18 protein-coding genes and 1 tRNA gene are annotated in these 25,687 nt (G+C 43.8%); 12 read left to right on the forward strand and 7 right to left on the reverse strand.

Annotated elements, in window-relative coordinates:
* Nucleotides 1-245, forward strand: a 245-nt coding sequence (locus JMX98_RS08090; protein ID WP_201585830.1) for a transposase, incomplete at its 5' end; no start/stop codon positions are given.
* Between the two features lie 208 nt (nt 246-453).
* Here JMX98_RS08090 and JMX98_RS08095 read toward each other — a convergent pair.
* Both JMX98_RS08095 and JMX98_RS08100 read right to left on the reverse strand, forming a co-directional pair.
* Entirely contained in the window at nt 454-1,710 is a 1,257-nt protein-coding gene (locus tag JMX98_RS08095; RefSeq protein WP_198337077.1) for a type II toxin-antitoxin system HipA family toxin, read from the reverse strand.
* A 4-nt stretch (nt 1,711-1,714) separates the two neighbouring features.
* The gene (locus tag JMX98_RS08100) at nt 1,715-2,020 is read right to left on the reverse strand and encodes a helix-turn-helix domain-containing protein (RefSeq protein ID WP_192520902.1); all 306 of its coding nucleotides are present in this window, start codon (nt 2,018-2,020) and stop codon (nt 1,715-1,717) included.
* Nucleotides 2,021-2,355: 335 nt separating this feature from the next.
* Between JMX98_RS08100 and JMX98_RS08105 the strand changes: the two genes are divergently transcribed.
* The 9 genes from JMX98_RS08105 to JMX98_RS08145 all read left to right on the forward strand — a co-directional run bounded on the left by JMX98_RS08105 (nt 2,356) and on the right by JMX98_RS08145 (nt 13,643).
* Nucleotides 2,356-3,222, forward strand: coding sequence for an exonuclease domain-containing protein (locus tag JMX98_RS08105; RefSeq protein ID WP_201585831.1), 867 nt, complete (start codon nt 2,356-2,358; stop codon nt 3,220-3,222).
* 37 nt (nt 3,223-3,259) lie between these two features.
* Entirely contained in the window at nt 3,260-5,680 is a 2,421-nt protein-coding gene (locus JMX98_RS08110) for a TerB N-terminal domain-containing protein (protein WP_201585832.1), read from the forward strand.
* 65 nt (nt 5,681-5,745) lie between these two features.
* Complete coding sequence (locus JMX98_RS08115; RefSeq protein ID WP_200662084.1) at nt 5,746-7,059, forward strand: ATP-binding protein; 1,314 nt, start codon at nt 5,746-5,748, stop codon at nt 7,057-7,059.
* A 38-nt stretch (nt 7,060-7,097) separates the two neighbouring features.
* Nucleotides 7,098-9,356 carry a DEAD/DEAH box helicase gene (locus JMX98_RS08120; RefSeq protein ID WP_201585833.1) on the forward strand — a complete coding sequence of 753 codons (2,259 nt, stop codon included), beginning with the start codon at nt 7,098-7,100 and terminating at the stop codon, nt 9,354-9,356.
* A gap of 483 nt (nt 9,357-9,839) precedes the next feature.
* Nucleotides 9,840-10,709: a PP2C family protein-serine/threonine phosphatase gene (locus JMX98_RS08125; protein ID WP_201585834.1), complete on the forward strand. Its 870-nt coding sequence runs from the start codon at nt 9,840-9,842 to the stop codon at nt 10,707-10,709.
* A 67-nt stretch (nt 10,710-10,776) separates the two neighbouring features.
* A complete protein-coding gene (locus JMX98_RS08130; protein WP_201585836.1) occupies nt 10,777-11,865 on the forward strand; it encodes a helix-turn-helix transcriptional regulator in 1,089 nt (362 codons plus the stop codon).
* A gap of 67 nt (nt 11,866-11,932) precedes the next feature.
* Nucleotides 11,933-12,532 carry a PD-(D/E)XK nuclease family protein gene (locus JMX98_RS08135; protein WP_201585837.1) on the forward strand — a complete coding sequence of 200 codons (600 nt, stop codon included), beginning with the start codon at nt 11,933-11,935 and terminating at the stop codon, nt 12,530-12,532.
* 78 nt (nt 12,533-12,610) lie between these two features.
* The gene (locus tag JMX98_RS08140) at nt 12,611-12,958 is read left to right on the forward strand and encodes a hypothetical protein (RefSeq protein ID WP_201585838.1); all 348 of its coding nucleotides are present in this window, start codon (nt 12,611-12,613) and stop codon (nt 12,956-12,958) included.
* 43 nt (nt 12,959-13,001) lie between these two features.
* The gene (locus JMX98_RS08145) at nt 13,002-13,643 is read left to right on the forward strand and encodes a hypothetical protein (protein ID WP_201585839.1); all 642 of its coding nucleotides are present in this window, start codon (nt 13,002-13,004) and stop codon (nt 13,641-13,643) included.
* A gap of 42 nt (nt 13,644-13,685) precedes the next feature.
* On the opposite strand, the gene JMX98_RS14310 is transcribed toward JMX98_RS08145, so the two are convergent.
* The 5 genes from JMX98_RS14310 to JMX98_RS08165 all read right to left on the reverse strand — a co-directional run bounded on the left by JMX98_RS14310 (nt 13,686) and on the right by JMX98_RS08165 (nt 16,144).
* Nucleotides 13,686-14,045 (reverse strand): phage integrase central domain-containing protein, encoded by a 360-nt coding sequence (locus tag JMX98_RS14310; RefSeq protein WP_413786537.1) that lies wholly within the window; start codon nt 14,043-14,045, stop codon nt 13,686-13,688.
* Nucleotides 14,011-14,343: an Arm DNA-binding domain-containing protein gene (locus JMX98_RS08150; protein ID WP_265089363.1), complete on the reverse strand. Its 333-nt coding sequence runs from the start codon at nt 14,341-14,343 to the stop codon at nt 14,011-14,013. The genes JMX98_RS14310 and JMX98_RS08150 overlap by 35 nt, the downstream gene beginning before the upstream one ends.
* A 186-nt stretch (nt 14,344-14,529) precedes the next feature.
* Nucleotides 14,530-14,605 (reverse strand) — tRNA-Arg (locus JMX98_RS08155).
* Between the two features lie 71 nt (nt 14,606-14,676).
* Nucleotides 14,677-15,480, reverse strand: coding sequence for a hypothetical protein (locus JMX98_RS08160; RefSeq protein WP_201585841.1), 804 nt, complete (start codon nt 15,478-15,480; stop codon nt 14,677-14,679).
* Between the two features lie 118 nt (nt 15,481-15,598).
* Entirely contained in the window at nt 15,599-16,144 is a 546-nt protein-coding gene (locus tag JMX98_RS08165; protein WP_201585842.1) for a hypothetical protein, read from the reverse strand.
* 372 nt (nt 16,145-16,516) lie between these two features.
* Between JMX98_RS08165 and JMX98_RS08170 the strand changes: the two genes are divergently transcribed.
* Both JMX98_RS08170 and JMX98_RS08175 read left to right on the forward strand, forming a co-directional pair.
* On the forward strand, nt 16,517-20,992 hold the full coding sequence (locus JMX98_RS08170) for an exodeoxyribonuclease V subunit gamma (protein ID WP_201585843.1): 4,476 nt from the start codon (nt 16,517-16,519) through the stop codon (nt 20,990-20,992).
* 74 nt (nt 20,993-21,066) lie between these two features.
* Nucleotides 21,067-25,656, forward strand: a complete 4,590-nt coding sequence (locus tag JMX98_RS08175; protein WP_201585845.1) for a UvrD-helicase domain-containing protein — start codon at nt 21,067-21,069, stop codon at nt 25,654-25,656.
* The last annotated feature ends 31 nt before the right edge of the window (nt 25,657-25,687 follow it).

A 25,687-nucleotide genomic window follows, 5' to 3' on the forward strand; every position in this document is an offset into this window, starting at 1 on the left:
TACCAAGTCTTAAAACAAAATGTGTGATCGTGATGGACAATGCTAGATTTCATAAGAACAAATGCATTCAAAAACTACTGAACAGACATGGCCATCGTATTCTTTGGTTGCCACCCTACAGCCCTGATCTAAATCCCATTGAAAAGAAGTGGGCACAGGCAAAATTTCTACGTCAAGGCTGGATGGAGAATAATCTACCTAAGCTGTTTCATGATATGGGTTGTATCTCTTTTATTCTAGACTGACTATAGATGATGACAATTATTTAACAAAGACTAAAAACTAGGTATGACATGGGTTTAAAGGGCTTGAGGTAATGCGAGGTTATGTCTAAATACAATGATTGGCGCGCCCACCACGCATCGACTAATACACCTTAATCCTTAAAATATAAGGTCTATAGGATTTGTTTTATTAATTTTAACAACAAATTTAACAACTTATATAACGCCATCAACTTGCCATCCGCTCAATGTTATCTTTTATATCACAAGCGACCTTATTTGATAACTCTTTTTCAATATCATAGTTGTCAATGATAGTTAAAAACGCTTCAGCGACTGATGCTACTTGATCAATCATTGCTTGAGCTTTATTTTTCTTAATATCAGCTGCTTTAGCCAGTTTCAGTAAGTCAGATCGAGTAGGGTGCTTCGCTTCACCTGTCACATCCATTTGATGATAACCATTCATTCCTGAGTTATAAGCAAGATCATAAACGGGCGCTAATGACCACCTGCCAGCTTTGTCCATCATAAAAGAGAAGTTTTTGCTATGGTCGTCTTTATTATTAAAAATCACATTAAATACCGCATGTCTAAAACCGTCTTCTACCGCGGCTTGTGACCCAGTTAACATACGCACACAGCGCAAATACTGCAGATAATCTAGCGATGGGATGCGAAAATCAATGTCTAATAAGCCTGCCAGCGTATGAGTATGCACGCGCTGATCGCCTATTCGGTCAAAACGTTCAACCCCAAACGCGGCATAGTCGTTATTAATATCAAAATAGTGATGCGCTGGCATGTTAAGACCTGCTTGTTTTGCCATATCAGCGTAAAGCGCTTCTAATAGACAGACGCTTTTGTGCTCAGACTGAGCAGGGAACTTGATAAGCCAAGGTGTTGCCGGTGGGTTTGCGCGGGTTAAATCAGTAGTGATAAAATCACTTGCCTCATCATATAAAACCAACGCTTTTGGTCTAGCGCCCTGAGGGGAGCCGCCAATAACGATAAGCTCAGCCAATATGTCACTGTCTTGACCCGATAGAATGGTTTGATTGGCAGCCGCAAGCTTCGCTAAAGTCAGCTCCGGCATATCAATAGCATCAGATAAATCATGCTCAGGTTCAAAGCTCAGGGCGCCCATGGCTGAATCGCCAATATAAGCCAAGCGATCTAAAACATTAATTTGCTGTATAGGTTTGTCCATAACCTTCCGAAAAAACCTATCCATCAGCAGCATGCCCCAACCATCAGGCAAGCTATCTGACAACAGACCGCAAAGATAATGACTGGACGCATGACTGCCATAGTAAGGCGCACTGCGTAGTGGCATCTCGATAGGCGATATCTCTAAACCATCAGCAATCCACGCCGCATCATAGCCAAATACAGGGCGGCGTCCGTCCATTGTGAGCTGACCGATAAGACGTTTAGATCCAAAGCCTTTATAATAGACATTAATAACAGATATTGGTTGGTACATAGCGTTACTCGCTAGCTTTATTTGATGCTCGCAGGCGTGGGTTTTGTTTAGCGATAATGTCTTCAATACTGCTAGGTTTGATGTCAAACAATTCGGCAAAATGATTAATCATACCAAGTGCAATGGCAAGCCGGATTACATTATCTAGCGTGCCACCTTGTCCCGACTCAATGCGAGCCACTGTACTGACACCAACACCTGCTTTTTCTGCTAGAGTAGCTTGGGTTAGATTGAGTACCAATCGCTGCGTTTTTAGGCGCTCACCCAAAATGACAGCTATTTCACTTGGCGTATAAAAATCAAATCGCATATTATGTTAATCGCTCATAATTGGATGTTTAAGTGCTATTATAGCATTTAAAGACTCAAATATGAATGATGGTGTATATAAGTAATAAGTTGACAGCAAATTATATTGCTCTAGCACTCATCTTTAGTGTCATGAATCATGCGGAAAATATTAAAATATAGTTTTAACCCTTTAAAGTATAGCGCTTGTGAAGCAAGAAGATGTCGCAAGGCTATCGTCAGAGTTTCAATAGAGCTCTATTCATATTTATCAGTCAGATAGGTTGGGATGTCAATTTTAGTTTACTGTTATTAGCGATTCAGATATATTACATACCATTTGTGCAAGGATAGATGATGAATTTCGTGACTATTGATGTGGAAACTGCTAACTCAGATGTCGGCTCTATTTGCCAAATAGGAATGGCGAAATATATCAAGGGTAAACTGGTAGATACTTACTGTCATTTTATCAGACCAGCGTCTAGCTTTAGTCGAGTAAATACAGGCATTCACGGTATCGATACCATGCAAGTTAAAGACGCGCCGTCTATGTTTGATATTTATGGCAATATCATTCAGTTTGTTGGGAACAATATGGTGGTCAGTTACACCGATTTTGATCAAAGAGCGATAACCAAATGCTTAGATGATCATAATTTACCGCTACCTTCTTGGCAATGGGTGGACGCCTCACGCATGGTACGTGATACTTGTCAGCGCTTTAAGGATTCAGGATATAACCTTGCCAATGTGTGCCGCGAGTGGCGATATGATTTTAACCATCATGACGCCTTAGAAGATGCTAAGGCATGCGGTTTTGTGACAACTACGATTCTTAGAGAAAATAGCGCCTGCATTACAGAGTGGTTACAAGACGCCTCATCTCAATCAAAAAACAAACATACGCCGCCGCGATTCCCTCAAAATCGAGCGATAGCAGGCAATAAAGAGGGGCGGTTTTTTGGACTAAATATTTGTTTTACAGGTGAGCTGTCCATAAAGCGGGCCGAAATTACTGAGATTGCTGCAAAGCAAGGATTCCATGTTAAGGCAGGTGTGTCCAAAAAGCTTGATTACTTGGTTGTGGGAACGCCCGACTTAGCCGTACTAAATGGACATGATAAAAGCAGTAAACAGCGCAAGTCTGAGGCGTTGATAGCAGAAGGTAGTGATATCAGTATTATTACAGAGCATGAGTTTCTTAAAATACTAAAACTATAGTTTGATTCTTTGTTTTTTATAATGGGCTTCATAGATAATGAAAAACTTCATTGATAACGTCATGGCACGGTTTAAAGAAAAATACGATGCCAAGAACAATGATACAAAGTCCACTTTTATCGATTTGCCGCCTGATATAAAACAGTCAAGTCGTACGAGCCAATACGATAACAGTGACTCAGATGATATCGATAACCTAGCGACGTTTGTCCTCTCATCAGACGACTTAACAAGCCGTCAAAATGACCAAATTATACCCTCAAATCAAAACCTCAAAAAAGGACGCTGGGTCACTCAGTACGAGTCCATAACGATTCATGGTCGCACAATTGAACGGGGATTTATTTATGTGGGTGCGCAGCTTGATACATTGGTCGGCTATGGTATTGAGCCCTCATTAATAGATGAGCGCTTATCAGTCAGTCCGCCGAAATTCATACATAGCATGACCGCCATTTATAGTGATGAGTCGCTTGGATACTGGCCAGCTTACGTGCAGCTTTCACCCGCATGCCGCGGCATTTATTTAGACTGGTTGGCGTCAGATCGTACCCATCCTAATATACCCATCGGTTACGTGTTTATTTACTTCAACGGGCTTGAGCGCCGCGTGATTGAAAGTATCAGTGAAGATAATGTCTCTGACGATGAGTTCATTAGCCTCTATAATGAAGTGTATCGTTTGCATACGATTTATGGCGAGCAGTCCTCTTTTTATAATTATTCCGCCCGTCTTTTAGAGTTTATGACGCTGGTGCGCTCACCACTATTCGAAGAACGATTACAAGCCAACCAAGTGTCACCGCCACCTGCCAACAGCCATAATCTCATCTTTAAAATGCAATTGGCAAAAATCGTAACTTTAAAACAGCCTGTTCCTACGACATTGGCGTGGGAGTGGCTGGTTTTTTCTAATGAGTATCATTTTAAAACGCCTGCAAGGCGCTGCGCATCAGAGTTCAAAGACTTGTTTGATGTTTTATATCAAAAAGCCTATCCCAAAGGTTTTATGGTTGCCCCTAATAAAACCAAATTAAAATTAAACTATAATGCTGCCAGTCGTGCCATTGGTTATGTTGATCTAACGCTTGATGACTTGCAAGATGCCAGTGTTTTAAAAGCACCGGTTAAAAAATTGACGGCTATTGCTGAGCAATGCAACGAGGCGTTAGATGCTTATAGTCGCTATTTGGGTCGTGATAATAACGACAAAATGGACATCGATGCCATATTGCTATTGCCAGAGGTATTGACTGAGCGACCAGATTATCAAAACAAATATCCTGCCATAAAAGACTTTAAACTATGGGCGGAGTCTATTGTTTTAAACAATGAAGGACTGACGACAGTTGATGCATTGTGGCGTTGTATTCATGAGCGGTCATCCAACGCGCCTGCATCATCCCATGCGTTGCCTCGGTCATTAACCAAAAAACATCATGAGCGTATTATTAATTTAGCCGAGCGGGTAGGCTTTGGTGTCGTACCTGATCCGCGTTATTATCAGGCTAAGCTAAAGTCGGATGGGTATGTCGTTATATTTCGCGGCGGTCACGGTCATGACTTTGAGCCAAGCGCCGCTTTTTATCAAATCAGCTTAGCGCTCAGATTAGGAGCAATGGTTGCCACTATAGATGGTCATGTTGATAAGCAAGAAGTAGATACGCTATTGACAATTACTGAACAGGACCAGTCACTACTGTCAAGCATTGAGAAGTCATCATTAAAGGCATACCTACTATGGCGATTAAACACGCCATCCAATATGGCAGGATTAAAATCAAAACTTAGCGCTTTAAGTGAGGATCACGTCAGCTTTATCAGCCATTTTATTATTAGCGTTGCCTTAGCAGATGGTCAGGTAAAACCAAACCAAGTTAAGCAAATTGAAAAGCTATATCAGGCGTTAGGTCTGGATAAGCAAGCCGTTATTAGTGACATTCATCACATCACCAGTAATAGAAATTTATCAAAAACCACAACTGCGCTGAATCAAAAAGCAGATATTATGGGTGACGCTATAAGTACAGCTGTTAAAGACAGCTCACATCAGCCGTTTGTTTTTGATAAAGAATTATTAGCTGCTTATGAGAGCGATACTGGGGATGCCAAAGCCATGCTGGCAAGCATATTTGCAGATGAGGACATAGCAGATGACGCAGATGAAGACAGTGGTGTATTGTCAGATGCGCCTGTAGATGACGACACCGCTCATAATACTTTAGTAAAAGGGTTAGATACCACGCACAGTCAGCTTTATCAGCAGCTTATTAGCAAAGAGGTTTGGCAGCGTGAAGAGGCTGAAGTCTTGTGTGAGTCACTAAACCTTATGATTAATGGGGCTATTGAGACTATTAATGACTGGGCTTTTGATAATGTTGATGCGCCTGTGTTAGACGATGATGATAACCTTGTAATTGATTTTGAAATCGTCGATGAATTAAAAACACTGGTCTGACAGACAGTCACGATAATTCTGACAATAACGATAATAACAATGTAATGACAGCGTAAGGATAAGCCATGACAAGCAAAAAAATCAGAACCAAAGAGCGCGATGCCATCATTCAATCGCTAAAGGCTGGGGTGACCCCAAAGGTCGGTATTCAGCATATTCAAGTAGGGCGTATTCATGAGCTCAAAGCGCTGATCGATGATATTGATCGCGTGGCGGATGGTGGTTCCGCCTTTCGATTGATTATTGGTGAGTATGGGTCAGGCAAAACCTTTTTTTTGAGTGTGGTAAGAGCGATTGCGCTTGAGCGTAAGCTGGTCACAGTAAACGCTGACTTATCACCTGACAGACGCATTCAAGCATCAAGCGGGCAAGCAAGATACTTATATTCTGAGCTCATGCGTAACCTATCGACGCGTAATAAACCAGACGGCAATGCGCTTGCAAGCGTTGTCGAGCGCTTTATTACCGAAGCTCGCAAACGCGCTGATAGCACGGATGAAACCATTGGTGAGGTGATTCAAGATAAGTTGGCTGAGCTGACAGAACTGGTGGGCGGTTATGACTTTGCTAAAGTGATCGAAGCGTATTGGCAAGGTCACGAATCAGGCGATGATGCGCTAAAAGCCAATGCCATTCGTTGGTTACGGGCAGAGTACTCAACCAAAACCGATGCCAGACGCGATCTGGGCGTGCGTACGATCATCTCTGACGCCTCATTTTATGACGCGCTAAAGATTATGAGTCTGTTTGTACGTCAAGCGGGTTATCAAGGCTTATTAGTCAATCTAGATGAGATGGTCAACTTATATAAACTCAATAGCACTCAAGCCCGTCAAGCCAATTATGAGCAAATCCTACGTATTTTAAACGACTGCTTGCAAGGATCAGCCGCCCATTTGGGCTTTTTACTGGGCGGTACGCCGGAATTTTTACTTGATCCGCGTAAAGGACTCTACAGCTATGACGCGCTACAAACACGGCTTGCAGACAATAGCTTTGCCAAGCGGGCAGGCGTGATTGATTACACGTCCCCTGCGCTGCACTTAGCGAGCCTTACGCCAGAAGAGTTATATATCTTGCTCAAAAATCTGCGTCACGTTTATGCAGGTGGCGATGAAACCAAATACTTAGTACCAGATGAGTCCTTGCAAGCTTTTTTGCAGCATTGTAGCCAAACCATTGGTGACGCTTATTTCAGAACACCTCGCAATACAATTAAGGCGTTTTTGGATATGCTTGCCGTCATTGATCAAAATCCAGACGTATCTTGGGATCAGCTCATAAGCGCGGTCGCCATTGATCCAGAACATCCGTCTGATATGGATATCGATATGAGCGGGATGGATGTAGAGGATGAATTGGCTGATTTTAAACTATAAGCTTTCGATAATACTCATAACAATAAGAGAAATAACTTTTGAGAGACGCGCATTTTCAGCTTGATCATCAGGTACAGCGCTGGATATTTAATCAAGGCTGGCAAGGGTTACGTGACGTTCAAGCCCAAGCGATAGTGCCCATTTTATCAGGTGATACAGATGTATTGATCAGTGCGGCAACGGCAGCGGGCAAAACGGAAGCGTTTTTCTTGCCTGCCTGTAGTGCGCTTATGCGCTCAGATAAGCGCGATAATGGCGTCGGTATCTTATATATCAGCCCACTCAAAGCATTAATTAACGATCAGTATCGCAGGCTTGAAAGCTTGGCTGAGCTACTTGATTTGCAAGTGACGCCTTGGCATGCTGACAGCTCTTTAGGTCAAAAGAGACAACAGAAAAAATCACCATCCGGTATTATTTTGATCACGCCTGAATCGCTTGAGTCGCTGCTTGTGCGTGATATGGGCTGGGTCAAACAAGCATTTAGCAACTTACAATATATTGTGATTGATGAGTTTCATGCTTTTTTGGGAGGCGCGCGCGGTCAGCACTTATTGTCGTTATTGACAAGGCTTGAACATGTGACCAATCGTATCACCTCGCCCATCCCACGAGTGGCATTGAGTGCCACCTTAGGAGAGCTGCAAAGCGTACCGCGGTCACTCAGACCCAACCAGTCGCTGCCTTGCACCATCATAGAAGACAGTAATGCCCGCGCTAGTGTCAAAGTTCAGGTAAAGGGCTATGTTCAGCCCAGCCAATTAACACTTAACACGAATCAAGAACAGGCGGATTCTGAATATCACGTCTTTGAAGGTATCGATGTTCTTGACACTGCTGAGACAAAAGTCTGCGCTGATCTCTATCGATTGTGCCGCGGCGGCAATCATTTGGTATTTGCTAACAGTCGCGCGCGTACCGAGCTGATTGCCGCAGGACTGAGTGATCTGTGTGAGTACAACACCGTGCCTAATGAGTTCTTTCCGCATCACGGCTCGCTCTCAAAAGAGCTAAGAGAAAGCTTAGAGAGTCGATTACAAAAAGAGGCGCTGCCAACCACTGCCGTTTGCACCATGACTTTAGAGCTTGGTATTGATATTGGTAAGGTTGACACCGTCATTCAAGTCACCGCCCCACATTCGGTTGCAAGCCTTCGCCAGCGACTTGGACGCTCAGGCAGACGCGGCGGATCAGCGGTACTTAGAATGCTGATTACCGAGCATGAAATCAATAAAGACAGTAGCCTAATCGATGACTTGCGGCTTGAATTGATTCAATCTCTCGCGATGATAAGGCTACTCATTACCGACAAGTGGTTTGAGCCTGCCAACACGTCTTTATATCATTTTTCAACATTATTGCATCAAGTACTTGCCCTAGTTGGACAATGGGGCGGCATTCGTGCTGATCAAATATACGTGCTCCTGTGCAACCAAGGTCCTTTTCAAAAGGTGAAACCTGCGCACTTTAAATTGTTGCTCATTCAAATGGGGGCAGCGCAACTGCTGACCCAATTGGGCAACAATCAACTCGTACTAGGCGTGATGGGTGAGCGTATAGTCAGTCATTATACTTTTTATGCCGTGTTTAAGACTCCAGAAGAGTACCGTATCGTGGCTGGCAATAAGACGCTGGGAACACTGCCCATTGACACCATGATATTGCCCGACCAATATATTATTTTTGGCGGTAAGCGCTGGCAGGTCAAAGATGTTGATGTTGAGAAAAAAATCGTTGATGTCATCAAAGTCAAAGGCGGCGGTAAGCCACCAACATTTGGTGACAGCAGTATGTCCATACATGACAAAGTTCGCCAAGAGATGATTGGTATATTGAACAAAAAAGACTACCGAATTCAAGTTGGTAGTGAGTACATAGACTTTGCCGATACAGTCGCAAAGCAGTTGTTTTTAGACAGTATCAAAACGTTTGAAAGATATGACTTAAGTCATCAATCACTCGTCAATAAAGACGGCAGTTGCTATATATTTATGTGGCGCGGCGATAGCGTGGTTAATACGTTGGTAGCGCTACTGTTACAAAATGGATTTACGGTTGAGAGTTACGCTGGGGTTATTTGCGTACTCAAAACCAGTTCTGCTCAAGTCTATGCGTTTTTACAGAAGATCGCCCAGCGCCCAGTACCGACTGCCACTGAACTTGCTAAAACTGTTCCTAACAAAATGATCGAAAAGTTTGATGAATATCTACCTGATGAATTGCTTGATATGGGTTACGGCGCACAAGCATTTGATATCGAGGGATTGGATGATTGGCTAAGGACATTGAGTAAATAAATTTTTTGAAACGGTATCATCATTACCTTTATGATAGCTATCAGGTTTTTGAGAAAGCAAACCCCGATATCACTCATGCCACCTAAGAATTTTGTAAAACTGACGAAACCCTGCTGAGCGTTTACTATTATAGCCTAGCAGGGTTTTTTCTGCTAAATCGCACTAGGCGCATATCACTCTATTCTATGAATACTGATAATGCGATACCCTAAAAAAGGACAGAATAGTCACCTGATAAGTAAGGAAAAATTAATATGTATTCATATTCCTAATAAAAAATATAACGATTCATATGATTTAAATATTGCCTTTGTGATCTACCAGCAATAGCGCTAATCTTTTTAAACTTGGATTGGTAAACCTTTAGAAGGTTTCAGTCAATCGTCATTACTATCAACTCAAAATATCGTATAACCTAGAAAAAAAATTACTAGGTAATCTATTATACTTATCCTAATTATAATAAATAATGAGCGAATGAATATGACAGCGACTTTGAGTGATGAGGATAAACCTCTTATTGAAACAATAGCGCACGCCTGCGCCATTACTTTTCAAGGTAATGCTAGCAATAACCTCCAACAAGACGCATTTTTCTTTTTAGACCATTGGTATCAAGAGAATTTAGGAATAATGCCTGTAATATCAGTGCAAGCGCCATTTTGTCTTGCGGTATCAGACGGCGTTGCCAGCTCTAACCAGTCACAGCACTGCTCAAAGGCAGTTGTTAAAGCAATTAGATCGCTATGGAATGACGAACAAGTAAACATCCAAAACATGACCTCAGATTGTATCTATACGCAACTGAGTCAAACCAAACACACAAAAAAACGCTATGGCGCTGCAGCAACCCTCGCGATGATTATCGGCACACTAAACGATGATAAATCAATCAATATAGACATCACTCATGTCGGTGACAGCCGTGTGTACTTGCTAAGAAAAAACACAAAAGGATGGCAGTGCTTAACTCGTGACCATAACTTATTAAATGAGCTGGTAGATGAGAAGGCGCACGATGAAGATCGTCAAGCAAGTTTTGATGAGTATAATCGCACAGGTATGGCAGGCAGCTTATATAGTATCACTGAGTGCTTTGCATTGGCAGTGAATAGCGATGACCCAAGCAACGAGCCACCTAATAGTACAAAACAGACAATTACAGTGCAAGCAGGTGACAGTCTTGTTGTTTGTACTGACGGTATTCATGATTTAGTGCCAAGTAATGAATGGGCGCGTATCGATAATCAAACGGATTTACAAGAGTGGCTACAGACGCTTAAACAGCAAGTTTATGACTCTGATGGCAATGCCTATGATAATGGCACGGCGATTATGGTGCGGTTTGAATGATTATCTTATGACAGTTCACTTTTAAAATGACAGTTTGATAGATTTTATAGCCTATAGAGCAGCCAATATGCCCACATACCCAGTCGCCAGCTACAACAAATCAACCCGTCTGTTTGCGCTCTATCAGCGCTTGCCACGTACTAAAGACAAGGCAATATCACTCACAGAGCTAATGAATGTTTATGGCAATAATCCTAACCATTATGCAAACGAGCGTAAAAATTTAGAGAACGATTTGAGTAGTCTCAATCAAATATTTAATGACATCTTTCACAGCGATGCTTTAATGCGTCTGCCAGCTTGGGGACAGAATATTAGCGGACAAACGGCAAGGTTTTATATTGAGCCAAGCTTTAGTATCGATATCATTAATGAGCAAACGGTATTTTTTTGGCAGATGCTGGCCAACTATACTGCAAATTATCTGCCGGCCTCTTTTAAGCAAAGTATTAGCGATAAGTTGAACCAGTTAGATCGTCAAGATAAGACCAGCTTCAATCAAAGTCGGCTAGGGCAGTGGCAAGATCGTCTCATTACCCTGCCGAGTATCGTACAAGCACCAAAGCTTGATAGTGGGGTGCTGGCTAGCATCCAACAGGCGTTATTACAAAACCGTCAACTGCAAATCAGCTATCAAAAAAAGTGGGACGATAGCGTGAGTGAAAAACGAATCTATCCGCGTGGCTTGGTCTTTATCGATAATATGATGTATCTGACAGGCTTTTATCCGGTAGAGGATCATATTGACGATAATGTGTTGTTAAAGGCACATCGTAATTTTGCGGTTAATCGTATTGAAGCAGCTGAAGTAACAGAGCAGTTGGTACCGGACTGGGTAGAACGCAATGCTTTCACTCTTGAGAATCTACGTAAGCTAGGAAAGTTGGAATTGAATCATGGTTTAAAAATCGGACTGGTTCTAAAGGTGCAAAAATATGCCTGCCAGCATTTATATGAGCGGCCGTTATCATCTACTCAAACGATTACGGTTATCGATGACACTTGGAATGAAGTGCGCGCAACGGTTGCCAATACGCAGCGCTTGCAAGATTGGTTAGTGAGCATGTCGCAATTGGCAGTGGTGATTGAGCCTGCTCAGTTAAAAGCGGTTATTTTAAAGCGTCTAGAAAGTGGGATGAAGTTATATACAAAATAGTTGATCAAGAGTTTTACCAAAATCACTCAAACACAAATATATTTTTTAATTTAATCAAGGAGCTAGAATGACCACACCTAACTTATTTAAATTTGCCACCTCTGAATTATCACAAGACGCTTTTATCTGTTGGCTTCTTTCTTGGGCAGACCAAGACTATCAGACAGGAAACGATAAGCATAGAGCGCTAAACAGATTAGCAACCAGTGTATTGGCGTTATTCTTTAAAAAAGCGGGTAACTCGCTACCGAGTCGTATTGATAAAATAGTAGTGAAGCGTCAAGTGAATAACATTGATGTCCTTTGTATCATAAACGACACTTACTGCGTATTAATTGAAGATAAAGTAGGCAGTTTGCAGCATTCAGATCAATTGATTCGATACAAGCAGTTTATGCTCAATGGACACGCTCAAACCTTTACAGAGGATAAAATCATTCCTATTTATTTACAAACGCATGATCAAAGCAACTATAAGGCTGTGTTAAAAGACGGCTTTTATCCAGTAACTAGACGAGATTTATTAGACCTCTTTAATAGTGAACAAAATGCGGCACTGCAAGAGAGTGATATATATAGCGATTATCTTAACCATCTGCAGTCTATTGAAGAAGCGGTGCAAAGCTTTAAGTCAAAACCTGTTAACGAATGGAAAAAACGGGCTTGAATTGGCTTTTTCCAATATTTACAGTCTTACCTAGGAGAAGGCAATTGGGGTTATGTTGCTAATCCTTCGGGCGGCTTTATGGGCTTTTGGGGACTGGGTCATAGAGTAGAGAATAATATAGATATTTACTTGCAAATCGAGCAAGAGAAAATCTGCTTTAAAATGTCTGTTCCTGATAAGGAAAGACGAAGTAAGATTAGGAATGAGTTCTATAAACTATTTAAGATAGAAGCTTCTGATTTTGATTTAAAAGTGACTAAGCCGAAGCGCTTTGGTTCAGGTAGGCATATGACCTTTGCTGTATTAGACACAGATATCTTTGATGGTGAAAACTTCATAGATATACAGCAGGTTAATAGACTGATGGATGAAGTACAAAAATTAATTAATCATACGGTAAGTCAGTATAAAAATAAAAACGAGTGATACTTTTAGTGTCATAACATTTAGAGTAACAAAAGGTCTAATCATGAAATATCAGCTCGACGAATCGAAAGTAGACGACATTCCATGTGTCGCCTTATACCGACCAGATAAAGACCATTATTCGCCATCTATTATCGCCTGTTTTATGATCAATGACGGTTGGAATGAGCAGGCACTACTAGAGCTAAAAGAGAAAGCAGAGGCTGATATTTTAGTAGGCTTACAGACAGATAACAATGAGTATGAACGCTTAGATATTGTAGAAGGCATTATTAGATGCCAGCCTAATGAAATAAATGATGTCGTTGAACTGCTAGATGTAAGGTCCGCAAGTACTATTATCGGTATAGATGTGATAGATGTTATAAGCTTGTTTGAGGTTGGCAGTTCATTCCAGTTTGTTCAAGCGAGCTCTACAGGCGAGCATGAATTCGATATGATAAAGATAGCCACACACAAGCTGATTAACCTACTTGCAAAAGCTCATGATACTAAAGGAATGTTTGTTGGCATGCAGAGTCCGCAAAGCTTACCACTGGAATCCATAGCTTATGTAACAGAAGCTGTTGAAGAGTTGTTGTCTGGTGACGATACCTTTATATACTATAGTTCAAATAGTACTGATGAGCCTGAATTTTTTCGTTTGAATGGAATTTATGCTGAAGACAAACAAAGCCACACATAGTAAACGTATGGCTTTGGCTGCTACTATCAATTGAAGCTGGTTCTATTTGCTAACAGAATCCCCGCGCCACATAGCATGCTCACACACTGCGCAAAACCAACTCTCTTTTGCTCGCATGTAAGCAATATCAGCGGGCACTTCAATAACAGAGCTAATCAAGGCAATGCACTTGTGTGACGTATCGGTCGTCCATTTACCGCGCTTTTCAAAGTAAGTTTGGATGGCTAATCCAGTTTTGATGACGTCTTGAGCCGTGATAGAGGCAATAGGGTAGTCGCCTATATGCGGTGCAATATGCTTATCTAAATAATTATGGAGTTTTTGAACATTCTTAGGTGTGGTACTAGACCTTTCGTTAATATAGCTCTTAGCGATAACTGAGCAGTGCCTGAGCTTTATCACGTGCTAGCCGCGCCTCTTTTAGCGACACCTCTGGTTTAAAGGTAGAGTCAATAGCTTGTTTGGCTGGCTTATAAATACCAATTTGATATGTTTTTTGCTTAGGTTTAAGGTCTTTGTCAGATTGATAGCGATAAGTCATCTGCCAAAATAGTGAGCCATTTGGATGTTGTATCAGATATAAATTGTTACCATCACCATGGCGTGTAACTTTGGTAGGCGTGGATAGTTTGGCGATTGCTTTCACGCCAGCATCAGTTAATCGGTAGTCTTTTTTTTCTTGCCATGGCTTATACCTCAAGGTGTCGAGAGGTTTAACAACAACCTCACTGTATAATTAACAACAAAAAATGACGTTGTATATTATTTAACAACATTTTAGAGGTGCTAGTAGATAATGACAATTATTTAACAAAGACTAAAAACTAGGTATGACATGGGTTTAAAGGGCTTGAGGTAATGCGAGGTTATGTCTAAATACAATGATTGGCGCGCCCACCAAGACTCGAACTCGGATCGGTCGCTTAGGAGGCAACTGCTCTATCCTGTTGAGCTATAGGCGCGTTGTGGAGAGACATTGTAGAAAAAAGCCGCGCCAAAAGCAATGAGCAATCTACAAATAGACAGATTATCTTTATTTGCCATTACTGAGCGCGTCGGCGACGTCTACGGGGTTTTCACCTGAGGCTTGTTTGGCGCGTGACGTTGGATTAAATAAATCATCTACGCTGTTTTTATAGCCATCGATATTATCATAATCGTATTTTTTTAATATATCCTGTCCTGCGCTCGATAGTAAAAAGTTACGAAAGCTGATGGCAACGCTATTATCGGACAAAATCACCCCGTCTAAGCTTTCTTCATCTGTTAATGCATAGCTAAATGCATTTAAACTGCGCGCTTCTTGATTGTCTGTTTTGGCTTTAGTGGCAGTTTGCCCCATCTCTGTATCTGCCGCTTGGTCATGAGAGGTGGTACTGGCTTGCTTTTTATTAAACGCATTTTGCATCAGCGTTAGCTGGGCTTGCAAAGGCTCAAGGCGTTTGGCTGTCAAGCTACCGTGGGCGATGATGATGTCTGTACCGATGTTTGAGGTAGGCTGCTCGGCGGTCATGTTGCTATCTGCTAATTGCAAGAACGCATGAGGGGGCACATAATTGGCCAAAACTTGTACGTGCGGATAGCGAGACTCAAAGCTGACAATCACATCATCCAAAGGCACTTGTAGGCGCTCTTCTGCTTGTACATACAGGGTGGAGGTTGATATATCGTCCTCTTCACTCTCTGCCGTTATGGCTGACGCTTCATTATTGTTTGCCATAATCGGCAAGGGGTCTATGTTTTTACGGTTACTGATCCACAGCCACATAAAAATGGCGATAAAAACGATGAGCAATAGTAAAATTAGCCCAGCCAGTAGCAGCTTGTAGTCTTTCATATATGACTGCTCTTCTTATAATCGGTAGTGAATGGTCAAGGTGATACTCAGATAACGCAAAAAATCAGACTTCGATATCAGAGTGCGCCCTAAGAGCTCTGCTATCAGGTTATTATCCCTAAAGCGACTGATGCAGCACTTCCTCTGCCAAATCTGCCAGCATGTCTGCAAAAATATCCGTCGTGGCAGCGGTATTTACGGCCGAATCGTTGCCGCTTGGACTGTTGGTTTTTAGGCGGCTGGGCGCGCTGGTATCATCATTTTTGCTCGCCGCTGCTGGATGATAGTGTGAAGGGGAAGTGGGTTTGTTGTCAATGGTTTTTACTTGATGAGCGGCAAGCGGCGACTCACCTGTTGATAGCTTGTCTTTGAGCCATTTAAAGCCATGTGCCTGCCACCATGCTTCAAAACGTGACAGTGAGCTACCGTGGACGGCGGCGGGGAGGTTTAGGGTACGAAGCTTTTGTGCCAGTATCGGATCGCTGATGGCTTGATGAATGCTCAAGTAGAGTCCGCTACTATCGTCAGTATAAGGCTTTCGGTTTTGCCAGGCGTTATCGTTGATTCGCATACGTGGCAGTTGCCAAAGCTCGCCGCGATAATAGACGACGTACAGCCGTTTTTTTGGATGGACGAAAATGGCATCAATAGGGCGCAGGGGCATAGTAGTTGTTTATCTCGTTGACAAAAGAGTTAAGGTAAAAACTTAACGACATCCGTTGTCGCAGGCTGTCTTGCTGAGCAGATGATATACTGGCAAACCGCCATAAACAATGGCACACTGATCGACAAGTGACGCATCTTGTGCTTTTTATCGTTATCAAGCTGCTTTATCATGCATTCTGATATTGACATTATGCTAGCAGAAATGTAACAAGCGAACGATCATCAAACATGAATTGATGAGTGTCGTCGGCAGCATTGCTATTATGCTTTGCACCATGACAGGCTATGTTTGCACGTTACTGTACCTGATCGTACCTAGTATGCATCCGTCGCCTCGTTATTTTATTATCACTCCAATTAGATCGCCTTTATGTTTAAAATCATTCAGTCCCACCGTACCGAGCTGTTGGTTGAGCAGTTGTTAGCTGCCTATAAGTCCAAAAACCAACCCGTCTTTGAGAAGTTTGTGGTCATTGTACCGTCCATGGTGCTTGGTGATTGGCTAGATAAGTCTATTGCAAGCCAAGCGGGTATCAGCACCTTAGTGACGACGACGTTTTGGGGTCAGTATCAGTGGACATTGATGCAAGATGTGTTGAGCCGTCACAATGCCTATTTGCTAGAACAAAACCCTGATGCGGCCACATTGAATGTACCTGAGGTGGCAGTGCTGTCACCAACGGTGATGCAGTGGCGCTTGTTTGGTTATTTGACTTATTATCAAGAAGCCATTGTCGCTGATGAAAAACATCCCGTTTATCCACTGCTGGCATCTTTGATTGATGAACCGCAAGAAGTGCAGCAGGATAAGGCACAGCAAGACGCGCGCATTTGGCAGCTGGCAAGTGATTTGGCGAGGGTATTTAACCGCTATTTAACCCACCGTGAGGACTGGCTAGATCTCTGGTCGCATAATAAACCGCTGACTGTAGAGGCGCTGATCGCTGAAAAGGATGCTCTGTCCCTGCGCTTCGATAAGTATGCGCGAGGCACCCCTGATTGGTTGGTGGCGCATTATGTAGAGCTAGAGATCGCGCAGCGTTTCTTATGGTCGCATTTGTTTGCTGATGTGCATCAGCACCGGGTGGCGCTTGAGGATGCCTTTTGGTCAGCCTTAAAAGAAAACAAGGCGAATGAGCGTGCGCAATTGCCCAAAGTGCTGCGCATTTTTACCATTCAGCAATTGCCACAGACCGAGCTCGACTTTTTGCAGCGCTTATCGCAATACATGGATATTACGCTACTACACTATAACCCGTCTAAGCTGTTTTGGGCGGATATCGTGGACAAGTCGTGGCTACAGCGTCAGCAGATTATCAACCCTGAAAGCGTGTTTTTGCGTGATTATGGGCACAGTTTGCTATCGCGTTTGGGCAAGCAGTCGCGCGATACTTTTGCGATGCTTGCGAATTTATCGGGTAATGAGCAGTACCAAGACGCACTCGTCGAATGGCAGGACATCTTTGATGAGGGCGGTGATAGCAATGAGGGCTTGAGCGATGCGTTCGGTATTGATTCTGATGACAGTGGGCAACAGCCGCAAGACAGCCCAAGCTTATTAAAGCGTTTGCAAAATGATGTATTGATGCTAGATGAGCAGTCTACCCAGCAAGCGACCGCAGCCAAAGTCTCGCAAGCAGTCAGTGAGCAAATAGAGCTGTCTTTTGAGCAGGTTGATCAAAAGCCGCAAGAATCGGCGTGGTATGACGATGAAGTATTAGAAAACAAGCGCTTTGAGAAGGAGCGTTTGTGGGCGATGTCTGCACAAGACAATAGCCTCAGCATTCACTCATGCCATAGCCTACAGCGTCAGCTAGAAGTGCTGCGTATCATGATTGGGCGCTGGCTCAATGAACCCTTAGCATCTGGTGAGAAAAAACGCCATATATCCGATATTGTCGTGTTGCTGCCCGATGTTGAGCGGCATCATGCGCTGATCAGCTCTATATTTGTCAGTGGTAAAGGTCAAGATGGTTTAACCCTGCCAGCAAAGGTGACGGGGGTGGTTGATGCCGATATTCGTCAGCTATGGGAGGCTATTATTGGTTTTTATAAGTTATTAGGCAGTCATAGCGCCCGCTTTGAAGCGGCTGAGGTGCTTGATTGGCTAATGCTGCCACCGCTGTATGAAAACTTCGGCTTAACCCATGAGCAGATGAGCCGTGGTTGTGATCTGCTGATCGAGGCAGGCTTTATTCGCGGTTTTGATGAATGGCATCTTAAACAAACCCTAGATAGCCACGACTATGATTACCGATTTACCTTTGCTCAAGCGTTAGATAGATTGACGCTTGGTCTGGTGATGCCAGAGGCCAGTTTGAGCGATTGCTTATACCCTTTGGCACAGGAGGACTGGCCAAGCACCGCCTTGCCAGAGATGACTCTGCCGCTGCCGCAAGTGAGCCTAAATGATGCGGTGATTGTTGAAGCGCTTTGCCGTATTTATGCAGGCTTGACTGCGCGCCGTGATGACCATACAAAAAAACTCAAAGCCGAGGACTGGCTGGCGCAGATTGAGACACAAGTGATTCATCGCTACTTCGGTGATGTCGATCAGACACGTACGATGCGGGCCATCTATAATGCCATGAATGGCTTTAAATCAAGCCTGAGGGCCAATCGCCACTATCGACAATATGCCAGTAGTGATAGTGCCAACAGGGAGGTAGAATACAGGCTGGCAGGTGTCGAGCAGTTGCCGCTTAAGCTGAGCTTTATGCTGGACAGTATCGAGGCGGAGCTTGAGAGTCAGCAGGTCAGTGCTGAGCCGACTGGAGTGATTACTTTTGGTCGATTTGGCGCGCTCAGAAACGTGCCTTTTGATTTGGTGGTGATGCTCAATATGGATTTATCTGAGTTCCCGGGGCGCGACCGTGATAATCGCTATGATTTGATGAAAGCTGCCAATGCTCGCCGCGGTGATAGAGTCAGTGAAGATGACGACAATGGTGCGTTCTTAGACGCACTATTGTGCGCGCGCAGTGCGTGCTGGATATTTTATAATGGTCAAAGTCTGACAGACACCCACGAGCACCTGCCTGCCAACCCAGTCAGTGAGCTGTTGCAGTTTTTGCAAGGCGAGGTGCAGTGGCAGGTCAACTCGCTTGAAGCCTTAGACACCTTAGACGCATTGCCTGAGAGTGTTGACTCTACCACCGAGAGTCTTAAGCGTTATTTACCTAAATTGATTAAGCAATGGCTGGTGACGGAGCATCCGGCACTGCCGTTTCACGAGAGCTTGTTTGAAATAAATAGTGAAGAGGCGGATGCGTTTGAGCAAGCATCTGATACGTCTACGCCTCATTCAACCCTTCATCCCAACCAGAGCGAGAACGTCGACAAAGACAAGACAGATGCGCTGGATGCTATTTTGCATACCGCCATGCGCAAAACCAAGCTTGCGCAACAACGCCAATTTCCGCCCGCGCCGCTGTGGCAAGCGGTGTTTCATACCTTAAAGGATAGTGCATCTTATGAGCAGACAGAGCTGGTTGGTTTGCCGACTAAGTCCCAGTATGAAGCCATCGTTCAGCTGCTTGGACACTCTCTAGGTCAATTGGGGCAAGTAGACAATCAAACCTTAGCGGCATTGGCTGAGATGCTATCACTAGACGCAGAGTCTGGTATAGACACCATTAATATCGACGCTATGTTTGATACGGTGTTCAATATTGAGGAGATAGACGTTGAAGGCGCATTGGCTTACCAAGTGCGTCATCCTGCCAAGGCGTTTTTGCGTACTCAAAAGGTGCATGTGGTGCAAGGCGAGGAAGCGATGGCACAGCAAGAGCCACTATTCCTAGACAATCTGACAACTTATCAGATCAAAGCGCATTTGATTCATGAACTGGCGAGCGATGCCGCTAATAACCATGGCGATAGTACAGCCAAGCAAGACCACTCAATTTTAATGTATCAAAAAATCATGCCAGCAGGGGTGGCGCGCCAAACGACCTTGCCCAATCAGCAGCAAAAACTGCAGCAGCAATGTCAGGAGTTTAAAGAGCAGCTAGTTGCTAATGGCTTGGACAATGATTTGGATAATGCCCAGCTAGTTGATGGAAATGGTATAAGTGGTTTGCAGCTACTGACCCCAACGATCGAGCATCCCGTGCAGCTAGCGCTAGCATCTGTGCTAAATGGTGCTGATGATACGTCATTACTAAAACTATTACCTAAAGTGGTTAAAATAAAAGGCTCAGTACCAACATCAGTACCGATAGATGCTAATAATCCTCGTGCTAATCTACAGGCTGGCATGTCCTATGCCGAGCAATCCCCCAAGCAGTGGTTAAATATACTGCCCAATTCTGCTAGCCCCAAGCATTTAATCAAGTTTTGGTTGTCACATCTGTATTGGCAAGTCGCCAGACGCACAACTGCCGAGCAAGTCGCAGCAGATGATGGCGTGAGTATTTGGCGTTTTAATAAGCCAAGCTCGCAAGTTGGTAAATATAAAGATGTAATTGCATTTAAGCTCAGCCCTATTGTGTATGAAGATGCGTTGGCCGAGCTGATAAAATGGGCAATTTTTGGCAAGCTAGTCGGTCAAGTGCCGATTACCTTATTGCCAGAATATGCGCTCAGTTATCTTGATAAGTGCGCAAAAGCGGCAGAGAGTGAAGATGAGAGCGGTAGCTATTGGCCAAAACGTGCAGATTTCTTAGATTGGCTAAGGCCCAATTATCACGTAGATACGGTATATGATACCTGCTCGCAGCATGCCATTTGGCAATATGTACTGCGTGATCAGGACGCGTTTAAAGCCCTATCAGCAGCCTTAACGACGTTAGTACAGCCGCTGTATGAGCCGATGTATAAAGCCCTGCAAGGTCTAGATAGTTAGCTGGCTAGTTGATTGCTTAACACGGTTCGTTTTTTACCTTTTGGCTTAATGGATAATAAAAAGTGTACGCCCCTATGACAGAATTTATCACTGATACACCTATGTCACCGAGTTTTGACGATGAATTGTACCAACCCTCTTCTCAAGGTTTGGATGTTGCAGAGCCCAAGGCAGAGGTGATACCAGCGATTGAGGTGGCATTGACAGGTCGGCATCTTATCGAAGCATCAGCCGGTACGGGTAAGACTTGGACACTTACGGGCATCGTACTGCGCTTGCTCATTGAAGCACGGCGCGCGCCAGAGCAAATCATTGCAACGACCTTTACTCGCGCTGCGGCAGCCGAGATGCGTCAGCGCATTCATGATCGTTTGGTGGATTTTTATCAGCTGCTGCAATGGATGAGTAGCCTGAGTGCCAACCCTGCAAATAAAGAGCATTTATATCCATCCATCCTACAAGTGACGCCAGACAGCGATAAAGATAAGGAGAATAGTCAAGTAAGTCAGCACGCAGACACGGATGCGACTGCTAAAAAAGACGCTGATGAACTCAACCAAGACATTGCCTATGACTATGATAAAGCCCATGACAAAAAAGCCGCGGCCAAAAAGCGTGTACAAGCAAAACAAACTCGTGAAAAATGGCTAGTCGCGCAGGCAAAAGGTGCACGCTTAGATGACATCATGCAAGACCCTATCAATCTGCATCTGGTTGGCTACTTGCTTGATCATGTATATAGCTATCCGATGACAGAGGCGATTCGCCGTACGGCATTGGTGTTGACGACCTTGGATAAGCTGTTTGTCGGTACCCTCGATAGCTTGGCACAAAAGTGGCTTACAGAATACAGTAGCGAGACAGGCCACCAGCAAGGCATGGCCATTATTGACGACAGTAGTATCGAGCAAGTGACGGACAGTATCGTTCATGATGAACTGCGTCAGTTTCAAAGCCGACTGTACCATGAGCAGCCCAAGCTTTATGCATTGATGGATCAGCAAGGCAAGCTGACGGCGGTGGGCGATCACAAGAGCTTTGTGACGCGCTCACTGAATTTCATCTCTGCGCCGATTGATGAGGTAAGGCTAGCAGATTTTGATTTTGGTTTATATGAACAGCTATTGCATGAGTTTGCGACATTGGATTTGGCAGATATTCAGCCGTATTTAAACCCTGATTATCGAAAGTCTCAAGGGTTTCATGGTGGTTCTAATTTATTCAAGCAATTTGATGCCATTATGGAGGTGCATCAAAAAATAGCGGAACATCAGCTGGTGTTTACCAGTTATTTAAATGAACGTGAAAATAAGATTCTTACCTCATTGCAGGATTCTAGATATCCCAATGAAGAAGGTAAAATTAAGAATTTTAATAAGAATAGAGAAAAAGAGCATGAAGCATTTTTCGCGTTAGAAACCATCAGTAAATTAATGGCTATCTTGGATATGGTTGATGGTTTAAATCAGCATATTGTGATGTTGTTAGCCAACCTCAACCGCCATATCGTGCTGGCGGTGCGTGACAGACTGCCGGTTATCTTAGAAGAGCGCGGTGAAACCACCTTTAGCTTGCAGATGGTACGCTTAAACCAAGCATTGACCGGTCGGCAAGGAGAGAAGCTGGCGCGTTATATTCGTCATCATTATCCAGTGGCATTGATTGATGAGTCGCAAGACATCAATGGCGAGCAAGCCATTATGATTGAAAGCATCTATCTGCCGAAGCGTAAACCGTCGGCCAATGATAAACAGGCTACGGGTAATAAAGCGAGCAATAAAGCCAACCATGAGTTTTTGCTATTGGTTGGTGATCCTAAGCAGGCCATTTATGGGTTTCGCGGCGGTGATGTCGCCAACTACAATTATATGAAAGCCCAGTTTGAAAAAAGCAGCCTATGGACGCTCGATACTAACCGTCGTTCAAACGCCAGTGTGATTAACGCTCTAAACTGCTGGTTCGGTATGCCTGCGCCAGTGACTCAAGAGAATAGGCTGGCACAGTTAGGTAGTGGTATTTATTACCAGCACATCAAAGCTGAAAAGCAAGAAAATCAGCTGTCTTGGTTTCGTCAGCCAGACATGCCAAACAGCGACCTAAATAGTGACTCGGTAGATGACTTAGTAAATGACGTGCTCTCTGCTCAGCCAGTGAGTGTGTTGCACCTGCCTTATGATAAGGCGCTTGAGTACGACGAGTTTGAAATCACAGCCCGTCATATTGCCACCTTGCTTAGCAGCCATCAGACACTTAAAGGCAAACCGATTCAACCGAGCGATATCGGTGTGCTGGCACGTGCCAAAAAAGACTTAAAGCAAGTCGAAGACGAGCTTGTCAAGCTTGGTGTGCCGACCCTGACCACCAGTGATGTCAGTATCTTTGAAACCATCATGGCAGAGGATGTGGCAGCGCTGCTAAGTGCCATGCTATACCCGTATCGTCACGATATGATCAATCGGGTGCTGACCAGTCATTTATATGGCCTGAGCATCAGAGATGTCAAAGCCATGATGACGGACCATGAGTCAGGAGTTGTAGATTTAAATAGCGCTAATACACAAGCCATTGATAATAAGACAAGCTATCAAGACTTTATTAGCTATTTAAAAGAAGGTGCCCAGCGTTGGCAGCACTTTGGCATATTATCGGCCATGCATTACTTGTTGGACAAAAGCCCTGTACAGCCGCAAGGCGTGTGGCAAGCACTAGCCGCGCATCCAGAAGGCGCGCGTCATATTATGGATTTGCGCCATGTGATGGATATCTTGGCGCAGTATGGTATCGGCATGGGTGAGTATGAGCTGCTAGCGTGGTTTAGACAGAACATAGATAGCGCGCCGAGCAGTGATTGGGCTAAGCAATATCCGCTACCGACAGAGTCTGGCGTGCAGCTAATGACCATTCATAAGTCTAAAGGACTAGAGTTTCCCATTGTCTATGTACTGGGTATGGACGATGCCAGTAGAAAATCAGGTAATAAAGAAGACTATGGGTTGTATCTCTATAATGCGCAACAAAACCCTAGCCAGCAATATGCTACTCAACAAGACGCTTCTCAACAAAATCAGTCAGTGTTGGCGCAGCAATCGACAGGCAATCAGCGCCGATTCTCACCAGTGCAAGGCTCTGCGACCACAGACGGCTACTATACTGATATTGAGACGCAGGAGGGCTTTGATGAGCTGCGCCGGCTTGGCTATGTCGCCTTTACGCGCGCCAGTGAACAGCTTTATGTGGTATTAAAAGATGCCTATAGAAATACTGATTGTAACTTCAGGCCAGTGTGTTATTGGTTTGACTCAGAGGAGGCCAAGTTTGAATTGCCAGATAGGCTCAAAGGCATCATAGGCATGATTAGAGGGCATAAGGTCGATGCGTTTTATCGTGATAACTGCGTGACAGCAATAAGCGCATTAACGAATAATGGCGCGCTTGCCTCGACTAAGCCCAAAACCGAGCCTATTCAGTATGATGATTTTTCAGAGGTTATGAAAATCAATTATTTTTATGGTTGGGCCAAGACCAGTTTTACCGCTTTAGCACGTCAGCTAGATGAATCGGCGCAGACAATGGCTGTGATGGATGAGCGTATAGATGATGCGGTAGATATTGATGTTGATATCAATATCACCGAAACGTCAGTTTCACCGTCACTGGGTGGTCATGAACCAGATAGTTATGAGTCTGCCGCGCAAGTCGGTCAGGCAAGTCTCAAGTCAGAGGATGATATTCGTTTTACCTTTGTCAAAGGTGCCAATGCGGGTACGTTTTTGCATGAGATATTTGAAAAAATTGATTTTGGCAATAAATCGCAGTGGCCACAGGTTATCGATAGGGCTGTCAGTAGCTATCAGCTGCCGCTGGTGTATAGCAGTGCTGAGGCCCAAAGCCGTCGCCTACAAGCAAAGACGCAAGACAAAGGTGGTAGTGCGTCATTAAATACTGATTTATTGGATTCGGAGGTGATCGATGTTGGTAAGCATGAAGCGCTCATTGGCTGGATAGAAGAGGTGCTACATACGCCGCTCTTAGCGTCTAATCAGCCGTTACATGCTATTGATGAAGGTCATAGGTTTGCCGAATTAGAGTTCAATATGGGGCTATCAGAGCGTTTTAAAGCACAGGATATCAATCAGCTTTTTGAGAAGTACCTACCAGATGAGACTGAAAAGCACATCAATCTGGTGCCGCAAAACAAAGCGCACTTATATCGTTATTTACGTGGTGAAATCGATTTGGTATATGAGCATGCTGGCAAGTATTATGTCGTCGATTATAAAAGTAATTTTTTAGGAAATAGCCTAAGCGATTATGATGAAACTACGCTCAAGCGAGCAATGTCGAAAGCAGGGTACTGGTTACAAGCCGCCATTTATCAAGTAGCATTACATCGGTTTTTGTCAATGCGAATTGCTGATTATATAGGCAATGAAGATAAATATTTGGGCTCGGTGGAGTATGTCTTTTTACGAGGTGTATATGATCCAGCCTCTCAGTTGGCGACTAAGGCAAAAGAGGCGAACACACTGAGCGGCGGCGACTCAACAGCCAGTGAGACAATGCCTGATAAGCCAATAAGCAATGCCCGCTATGGACTGGTGACTTGGGATATACCCATTGATTTTATTAAGGCTTTAGACACGTTGTTTGGCATACCAAATTAGCAGTCTATAGTTTATTAAATCTAAGGATAAC

The organism is Psychrobacter sp. HII-4, assembly GCF_904846595.1.
In the GTDB taxonomy this organism is placed as follows: Bacteria; Pseudomonadota; Gammaproteobacteria; order Pseudomonadales; family Moraxellaceae; genus Psychrobacter; species Psychrobacter celer.

What these genes read in the sequence shown, in the direction of transcription:
- JMX98_RS08160 (WP_201585841.1), bottom strand. Translation starts at nt 15,480, where the DNA reads ATGAAAGACTACAAGCTGCTACTGGCTGGGCTAATTTTACTATTGCTC.
- JMX98_RS08095 (WP_198337077.1), bottom strand. Translation starts at nt 1,710, where the DNA reads ATGTACCAACCAATATCTGTTATTAATGTCTATTATAAAGGCTTTGGA.
- JMX98_RS08115 (WP_200662084.1), top strand. Translation starts at nt 5,746, where the DNA reads ATGACAAGCAAAAAAATCAGAACCAAAGAGCGCGATGCCATCATTCAA.
- JMX98_RS08165 (WP_201585842.1), bottom strand. Translation starts at nt 16,144, where the DNA reads ATGCCCCTGCGCCCTATTGATGCCATTTTCGTCCATCCAAAAAAACGG.
- JMX98_RS08125 (WP_201585834.1), top strand. Translation starts at nt 9,840, where the DNA reads ATGACAGCGACTTTGAGTGATGAGGATAAACCTCTTATTGAAACAATA.
- JMX98_RS08105 (WP_201585831.1), top strand. Translation starts at nt 2,356, where the DNA reads ATGAATTTCGTGACTATTGATGTGGAAACTGCTAACTCAGATGTCGGC.
- JMX98_RS08110 (WP_201585832.1), top strand. Translation starts at nt 3,260, where the DNA reads ATGAAAAACTTCATTGATAACGTCATGGCACGGTTTAAAGAAAAATAC.
- JMX98_RS08140 (WP_201585838.1), top strand. Translation starts at nt 12,611, where the DNA reads ATGGGCTTTTGGGGACTGGGTCATAGAGTAGAGAATAATATAGATATT.
- JMX98_RS08135 (WP_201585837.1), top strand. Translation starts at nt 11,933, where the DNA reads ATGACCACACCTAACTTATTTAAATTTGCCACCTCTGAATTATCACAA.
- JMX98_RS08130 (WP_201585836.1), top strand. Translation starts at nt 10,777, where the DNA reads ATGCCCACATACCCAGTCGCCAGCTACAACAAATCAACCCGTCTGTTT.
- JMX98_RS08100 (WP_192520902.1), bottom strand. Translation starts at nt 2,020, where the DNA reads ATGCGATTTGATTTTTATACGCCAAGTGAAATAGCTGTCATTTTGGGT.
- JMX98_RS08175 (WP_201585845.1), top strand. Translation starts at nt 21,067, where the DNA reads ATGACAGAATTTATCACTGATACACCTATGTCACCGAGTTTTGACGAT.
- JMX98_RS08170 (WP_201585843.1), top strand. Translation starts at nt 16,517, where the DNA reads ATGTTTAAAATCATTCAGTCCCACCGTACCGAGCTGTTGGTTGAGCAG.
- JMX98_RS08145 (WP_201585839.1), top strand. Translation starts at nt 13,002, where the DNA reads ATGAAATATCAGCTCGACGAATCGAAAGTAGACGACATTCCATGTGTC.